Raw genomic sequence first — 7,237 nt, 5'->3', positions numbered from 1 at the left:
CCCGCCAATACGCACTCCACGCCGGGTCGGAGTTCCGGACTCGCGGCATCGGCTCGTCGGCGATGTCGTCCAAAGTGATCGACTCCTTGCCGGCCAGACGATGGGTCCGCGGCACCACCAACACCCGGGGCTCGTCGTAGAGGACGGTCACATGCAATTGATCGGTCGGGAACGGCAGCCGGGTCACCAATGCGTCAACCCGATGTTGCAGCAACGCATCTCGGGCTTGATCCCAGCCCACATGCACGACTTGGACGTCGGCGTCCGGATGCTGACGGCGCATTTCGAGCGCCGCCGCCGTCACGATCACTCCCATTGTGTAGCCGATGGTGATTCGGCTGGGCTGGGCGGCGGCCCGGGTCTGCCCGGCCGCCCTGGACGCCGATCGCAGCAGCGCTTTCGCCGCGGGGAGGAACACCTCACCGGCTTCGGTGAGCCGGGTGCCCTGCGTATTTCGGTCGAACAACCGGGCGCCCAGTTGTTGCTCCAGCCGGCGGATCTGTCGGCTCAACGACGGCTGCGCCACTCGCAGTGCGGTAGCGGCGCGGCCGAAGTGCCGGTGGTCGGCTACCACGACGAAGTACCGTACCTGCCGCAGGTCGAGATCGACCACGTTCTCCATACCCGCATGCTAATCGAGTCCAGCAAGCCCCAAGGGACTAGAAGCGCCGTTCAACTGCAGTGATGCCTGATCAGTATTAAGTCATTCGGAACGAGTCTTGGACGTGTACTCATGCCCTGACGCACGGTGGTGTTACCGCTTTATCGCTACTTCAGGGAGTTCATCATGCGAGTTTTTGTCACCGGCGCGACGGGCCACATCGGGTCGGCACTGGTGCCCGAGCTTCGTCAGGCCGGGCATCAGGTCACCGGTTTGGCGCGTTCGGACACGTCGGCGGCCGCGTTGACGGCCATGGGCGCCGATGTACAACGTGGCGATCTCGACGATCTCGAGGGTCTGCACGCGGCGGCCGCCGCCTCCGACGGCGTGATCCACTTGGCCTTCAAGCACGACTTCAGCGACTTCCTCGGCTCCGCCGAGACGGACCTGCGCGCCGTCGAGGCGATGGGGGATGCCCTCGCCGGTTCGAACCGGCCCTTCGTCGGCACATCAGGCACTCTCCTGGTGGCGTTCGTCGAGGGACGACTCGCCACCGAAGAGGACACCCTGCCCGCCGGGCCTCGGATCGACTCGGAGAACGCGGCAATTGCCTTGGCAGAGCGTGGCGTTCGATCATCGGTCGTCCGGCTCGCGCCGCTGGTGCACAGCAACCTGGACCACCACGGCTTTACCCACCACATCATCGACTGTGCCCGAAAGGCTGGTGTGTCCGCTTATATCGGTGACGGTGCGAATCGCTGGCCCGCGCTGCACACGCTCGACGCGGCGCGCCTCTACCGGCTGGCGCTGGAATCTGCGCCTGCGGGTACGCGATTGCACGGCGTCGCCGACGAGGGTGTGCCGTTCCGCGACATCGCCGAGGTCATTGGCCGCCACCTGAACCTGCCGGCAGCGGGCATTTCAGCCGAGCAGGCGCAAGACCATTTCGGTTTTCTGGCCATCTTCGCGTCGCTGGACGACGCGACGTCCAGCGAACTGACGCAAAAGACCTTGGACTGGCATCCGGTCGAGAAAGGGCTGCTCGCCGATCTGGACGAGGGCCACTACTTCGGCGAATAAGTGAGCTGACCTAACCCCGGGACGGGTTGGTGTAGACGCGGATCGGCGAGATCAAGACCGCGGTGCGACGTTCTTCGCGCATCACCCGGTCGTAGGTGTCCCAGTCGTCGTGGGTTCCGCCGGCCGCGGTGAAGATCTCACGAAGCATTACCCGCAGTCGCTCCTCGTCGACGTCGGGGTGGGGGTCGTCGGGACCGATCAGTTGGGCCGTCCCTTCGACGGTGGCCCACTGCCAACCACTGCGGGCGGTGACGGTGGTGCGCGGATCGGCGCGCAGGTGCGCCAGTTTCCGGGCGCCGCCGATGGCTACCAGCCCGACGACCGGCTCGTTGGTCAATGGGTGCGGTAGGACGCCGGCATTGACCACCGACGCTTGGGCGCTGCCATCGCGGCGCAGCGTGGTAAATACGACGAGGCCCTGGTCGGCGGCGGCGAGCTTCTCGAAGGCTGGCAGGTCAGTCATGGTGCGGGTCCTTTCCGGGTCGTTGCCGTATTTCAGCCCCGGAACACCCCGTTCCATTCCCGACCTGCGGAAAGTGTTGCCGTGCAGCGCTACTCGTACTCCACCACAACCGACGGAGTGTCCGGCACGGCCTGGCAGGTCAGGATGTAACCGTCGGCGATCTCGTCGTCCTCGAGCACGTCGTTGGTGCGCATGGTGGCGGCGCCCTCGACGAGCTTGGCCATACAGGTCCCGCAGTTACCGGCTTCGCAGCTGAACGGCGGCGACAAGCCCGCCCGTCGTGCGGTCTCCAGCAGCGTCTCCCCGGCAACCCGCGGCACCGACGCCTTCTTGCGCTCCAGCTTGATGGTCACCGTGCCGCCCTGTTCAGCGACGCTCTCGGCGCCCGCGGGTGCGGGCGACTTGACCGGCGGCGACGCGTCGAAGTCCTCGACGAGGACGGTCGCGCCCTCCGGCAGTGCGGAGCGCACCACAGTCATGAATCCCTCCGGCCCGCAGACGTAGCAGTCGGCGTCGGTATCCGCGCCGACGAATCTCTCGACCCCGGCCGAATCCAGCAGTCCGTGCTCGGCGTCGATGTTCCGGTGCACCGAGAACCGGTCGGGGTATCGCGCGATCAGCTCGTCGATCGCGGCCTCGAAGATCACCGAGGCCCGGTCCCGGTCGGCGCACAGAACCCGCACCTGGCGGTCGGTGCTCGCGAGGGCGCTCTTGGCCAGCGACAGGATTGGTGTGACACCGCTGCCGCCGGCGAACGCTAACAGCGGGGCCCGTGTCGACTTCAACACGAAGGTTCCGGCCGCCCGCGTCATGGTCAGCTGATCACCCTCGATGACGTTGTCGATGATCCAGTTCGACACCTTGCCGCCGGTCACCCGTTTGACCGTGGTCATCACCTCGGTGTCGGTCTCGGGCGCGCTCGACATCGAATACGACCGGTACAGCTCCTCGCCGTCGACCGTGATCTTGAAGGTGCAGAACTGTCCGGCGCGATAGGAAAACGGCTGCTCCTCGGGGGCGAGCACGTAGGTACGGCTGTCGGCGGTCTCTTTGACGATCCTGGTCACCGTGGCCCGATGGAACACGTGGCGCTCCGCCATCCCGGCCCCTTCCACACTTGCGTTCTTCCCTTCAGAGAATACTATTCTCTCAAAACGATAGGATGTTCTCAATGTCTCCGACCGCGCTGGTATTCGAGGAGCGGCACTACACGCTGCCGCAGCTCGAGGCGTTGGCGGACGGGCTGGCCGCAACGTTGCGTCGACGCGGCGTGACGGCCGGCGGACGGGTCGCATTGATGGCGTCGAATCGTCCGGAATTCGTCGTCGCCCTGCATGCGATCTGGCGGCTGGCCGCCGTCGTCGTGCTGATCAGCCCGGCGTGGAAGCGTCATGAAGTCGAGCACGCGCTGGCGTTGACGAACCCGTCGCACGCCGTCGGCGACCATGAGGTGCTGTCGAGTCTCATGCCGATGGTGCATCTCGACGAACCCATCGTCGCGGACGAACCAGAGTTCACCGGCGCTGCTGCGCCGGATGCCGATGCGGTGTTGGCGTTCAGCTCGGGTACCACGGGTCTGCCGAAAGCGGTTCGGCACACGCATCATTCGCTACGGGTCGCCGTCGGGCAGTGGCGCGAGGCAATGGGTTTGACCGCCCGCGATCGCATTCAGATCGCCACTCCGCCGTCGCACATTCTCGGATTGCTCAACATCATGACGGCGTTGCAGACCGGTGTGTGGATGCGCCTGCATCGCCGATTTGACGTGGAGCGCATGTTGCGGCACATCCAAGACGATCGGATTACCGTCGAGATGGCCGTCGCGCCAATCGCTTTGGCTATCGCCGCTAACCCGCATCTTGAGTCCTACGATCTCTCGTCGCTGCGTTTCATCATGTGGGGAGCCACGCCGGTCAGCCCGAGCGTCGCCGAGACCGTCACCCGTCGAACCGGCGTCGGGTGGGTTGCTGCGTACGGGACCACCGAGTTACCGGTCATCGCTTGCAACCCGCTCGATGATGCGCGGCTCGACTCCGTCGGCCGGCCGGTACCGGGCGTGCAGGTGCGAATAGCGTCGTTGCAGACCGGCGAGCAGGTCGGTCCCGGTGAGATCGGCGAGATCCAGGCGCGGGCCGAGTCGCTGATGGCCGGCTATCTGCCGTGCGAAGCAACACGAGATGTCTTGTGCGACGGCTGGTATCGGACCGGCGACGTCGGCTACCTGGACGCCGGTGGCTGGCTCCGGATCACCGATCGGTCCAAAGAGATGATCAAGGTGCGCGGCTTTCAGGTTGCGCCCGCCGAGATCGAGGCCGTCCTGCACGGTCATCCCGCCGTCGAAGACTGCGCGGTGTTCGGCGTCCCCGACGGCGCGGACGGGGAGTCGGTCGTCGCTGCGGTGGCAACCCGCGAGCCGGTCGACGCCGCCGAACTCACCGCGCGGGTCGGTGAGAGTCTTGCGTCCTACAAACGTCTGAGTCGTGTCGTGTTCGTGCCCGAAATACCTCGGTTGCCTTCCGGAAAGGTGCTGCGCCGAGTTCTCAAGGAGCGTTATGGATGTACGTCTGACCGCTGAACAACAACAACTGCGTGACGCGGCCGCGAAGCTGTCTGATGACCTCGGGCCGGGATCGGTGCAAGACCTCGCCGACGACGGGCGAATCGGCAAGCTCGACAAGCAGATCCAGCAGACGGGTTGGCGATCGCTGCGCTCCGACGGCGCCTCCGGCGTGGAAGTGGCCATCGTCGCTGAGGAGTTCGGCCGCGGATTGGTCGACGCGCCGTTTCTCGGTCCGGTGCTCGCGGACGATCTGGCCCGGCAGGTCGGCGACGACGGCTCCGGGTCGACGATCGCGGTGACCGGTCGCGCGATCGACGCGCGAGGCTACCGGCGTGCGTTGACGTTGGACGGCACGACGGTGTCAGCCGTCGATGTGGGCGCTGCCCGCGATGCGGTCGATCTGACCAGGGCCGCGGCGGATGTCAACGGAACGGCAACCGCCATCGGCGATCTGGACTCCGACGCCGTCCAACGCTGGCTGGCACTCGCGCTGGCTACCACGTCGGCGGACCTGGTCGGCACCGCGCGCGGTGCGCACACGCTGGCGTGCGATTACGCGAAAATCCGTGAGCAGTACGGCAAGTCGATCGGCTCCTACCAGGCCATCGCACACCTGCTCGCCGAAAGCCTGGCGCTGATCGAGGGTTCGGTGAGCATCTTGCGGCACGCCGCCTGGGCGGTCGACGAGTTGGACCCAGCCGAGGCGATCCGTGCCGGCCGGCTCGCCAAGGTCTACTGCGCGCGAGCCGCGCGGACGGTGTGCGAGACCGCCATTCAGGTACACGGCGGCATCGGCAATACCTGGGAGTGCCTGGCGCATGTGTACCTTCGCCGCGCGCTGACCTCGACGCAATTGTGGCCCGTCAAGCTGGAGGAGATCAGCGTTGGACTTCCGTGACTCGCCCGACGAAGCTGCCTTCCGGGATCGGCTGAGAACCTGGCTTTCGGTACACGCCAAAGAGTTTCCGAGCTCAGGTGACGAGTATTGGGCCCGCCAAGGCGAATGGCACAGTGCGCTGTACCAGGGCGGTTTCTTCGGGCTGTCCTGGCCGCGGGAGTACGGCGGGCAGGAATTACCCCCGGTGTATGACGTCATCCTCGACGAGGAGCTGGCGCGTGCCGAGGCGCCGCCGCGGCCCAGCCTGGGCTATCTGGTCGCCGGCCTCAGCAGGCACGGCAGCAAGGAGCTGTGCACTCGTTTTCTGCCCGGAATGATCAACGGCTCCGAGCGGTGGTGTCAGGGTTTCAGCGAGCCGGGGTCGGGCTCCGATCTCGCATCGCTGACGACGACCGCGATCCGCGAGGGTGACAACTACGTCATCAACGGACACAAGATCTGGACCAGCTACTCCGATGTCGCCGACTGGTGTCTGCTGTTGGCTCGCACCGATCCCGAGGCCAAGCGGCATCGCGGCATCTCGGCGTTCATCATCGGAATGAAACAGCCTGGCGTGCAACAGCGTCCGTTGCAGATGATCAACGGCGTGACCACCGAATTCGGTCAGGTGCTGTTCGACGGTGCGACGGTGCCGGCCGAGAACATGGTGGGCGCCCCCGGGGAGGGATGGCCCCTTGCCATGACAGTGGTCGGCCACGAGCGTGAGCCGTCCACGCTGGGCTACGCGGCCCGCTACGGCAAGCTGGTCCGCCAGCTGGCCGCGCGTGCCGGCGGCTCGGCGAATGAGGAACTTGCCTGGGCGGCGGTACAAACCGAGATGTTGACCCACCACGTCCGGCGACGGCTGTCCGAGCAACTCGATGGGGTGACTCATACCTCGGACGGATCGCTGGACAAGTTGCTGATGACCTGGGTCGAGCAATCCGTCGGCCATGCCGCGTTGGCGGTGGGCGGCATCGACGATCCACAACTGCTCAGCGCCTACCTCTATAGCCGCGCGCAAAGCGTCATGGGCGGCACATCGCAGATCCAGAAGAACATCATCGCCTCACGAATCTTGGGATTGGGAGCCTGACGTGTACGACATGCCAACCGAAATCGACGTTCAGGCCGATGGCCCGCTGCGGATCATCACATTGAACCGGCCCGAATCGCTGAACTCGGTCAACGACAACCTGCACCACGGGCTGGCCAAGCTGTGGCAGCGTCTGAGCGACGACCTCACCGCCCGCGCTGCCGTGATAACCGGTGCAGGGCGGGCATTTTCGGCCGGTGGTGACTTCGGCTATCTAGAGGAACTGGCCAACGACGCGGCTCTGCGGGCCAAGACCATCACGGACGGGCGCGAGATCGTGCTGGGTATGGCTCGCTGCCGCGTCCCGGTGGTGGCAGCGGTCAATGGGCCCGCGGTCGGGCTGGGTTGCAGCCTGGTCGCGCTGAGCGACATCGTCTACATCGCCGAAGACGCGTACCTGGCCGACCCGCACGTGCAGGTGGGATTGGTCGCCGCCGACGGCGGACCACTGACCTGGCCGCTGCACATCAGCTTGCTGTTGGCCAAGGAGTACGCGCTGACCGGTGCACGGATCACCGCGCATCGCGCGGTCGAACTCGGCTTGGCCAATCACGCGGTGG

The 7,237-nt window shown here is 66.0% G+C and carries 8 protein-coding genes; 5 read left to right on the top strand and 3 right to left on the bottom strand.

The features are described 5' to 3' along the window. Positions 1-622, bottom strand: a 622-nt coding sequence (locus VN856_RS27840; protein WP_325695307.1) for a LysR family transcriptional regulator, incomplete at its 3' end; no start/stop codon positions are given. Positions 623-787: 165 nt separating this feature from the next. Here VN856_RS27840 and VN856_RS27835 point away from each other — a divergent pair. After that, a complete protein-coding gene (locus VN856_RS27835) occupies positions 788-1,681 on the top strand; it encodes an SDR family oxidoreductase (protein ID WP_325695305.1) in 894 nt (297 codons plus the stop codon). A 10-nt stretch (positions 1,682-1,691) separates the two neighbouring features. Here VN856_RS27835 and VN856_RS27830 read toward each other — a convergent pair whose 3' ends face one another. Next, on the bottom strand, positions 1,692-2,144 hold the full coding sequence (locus VN856_RS27830) for a TIGR03618 family F420-dependent PPOX class oxidoreductase (protein WP_325695303.1): 453 nt from the start codon (positions 2,142-2,144) through the stop codon (positions 1,692-1,694). Between the two features lie 89 nt (positions 2,145-2,233). Beyond that, a complete protein-coding gene (locus tag VN856_RS27825) occupies positions 2,234-3,244 on the bottom strand; it encodes a ferredoxin--NADP reductase (RefSeq protein WP_325695302.1) in 1,011 nt (336 codons plus the stop codon). Positions 3,245-3,315: 71 nt separating this feature from the next. Here VN856_RS27825 and VN856_RS27820 point away from each other — a divergent pair, with 71 nt between their 5' ends. The 4 genes from VN856_RS27820 to VN856_RS27805 all read left to right on the top strand — a co-directional run. Further along, complete coding sequence (locus VN856_RS27820) at positions 3,316-4,719, top strand: class I adenylate-forming enzyme family protein (protein WP_325695300.1); 1,404 nt, start codon at positions 3,316-3,318, stop codon at positions 4,717-4,719. Further along, a complete protein-coding gene (locus tag VN856_RS27815; RefSeq protein ID WP_325695298.1) occupies positions 4,697-5,602 on the top strand; it encodes an acyl-CoA dehydrogenase family protein in 906 nt (301 codons plus the stop codon). Before VN856_RS27820 ends, VN856_RS27815 begins: the two co-directional genes overlap by 23 nt. After that, on the top strand, positions 5,589-6,677 hold the full coding sequence (locus VN856_RS27810; RefSeq protein ID WP_325695297.1) for an acyl-CoA dehydrogenase family protein: 1,089 nt from the start codon (positions 5,589-5,591) through the stop codon (positions 6,675-6,677). Before VN856_RS27815 ends, VN856_RS27810 begins: the two co-directional genes overlap by 14 nt. 1 nt (position 6,678) lies before the next feature. Beyond that, positions 6,679-7,237 (top strand): enoyl-CoA hydratase/isomerase family protein (locus tag VN856_RS27805; RefSeq protein ID WP_325695295.1); only part of this gene is annotated, 559 nt, incomplete at its 3' end.

The sequence above is a fragment of the Mycobacterium sp. genome (assembly GCF_035603715.1).
Lineage (GTDB): Bacteria > Actinomycetota > Actinomycetes > Mycobacteriales > Mycobacteriaceae > Mycobacterium.
The sequence above is the reverse complement of the archived record's forward strand: the minus strand, read 5'-3'. Positions and strand labels throughout refer to the sequence as shown.

Excerpts from the sequence above, each read along its gene's own strand:
- VN856_RS27825 (WP_325695302.1), bottom strand. The coding sequence starts at position 3,244 with ATGGCGGAGCGCCACGTGTTCCATCGGGCCACGGTGACCAGGATCGTC.
- VN856_RS27815 (WP_325695298.1), top strand. The coding sequence starts at position 4,697 with ATGGATGTACGTCTGACCGCTGAACAACAACAACTGCGTGACGCGGCC.
- VN856_RS27820 (WP_325695300.1), top strand. The coding sequence starts at position 3,316 with ATGTCTCCGACCGCGCTGGTATTCGAGGAGCGGCACTACACGCTGCCG.
- VN856_RS27830 (WP_325695303.1), bottom strand. The coding sequence starts at position 2,144 with ATGACTGACCTGCCAGCCTTCGAGAAGCTCGCCGCCGCCGACCAGGGC.
- VN856_RS27835 (WP_325695305.1), top strand. The coding sequence starts at position 788 with ATGCGAGTTTTTGTCACCGGCGCGACGGGCCACATCGGGTCGGCACTG.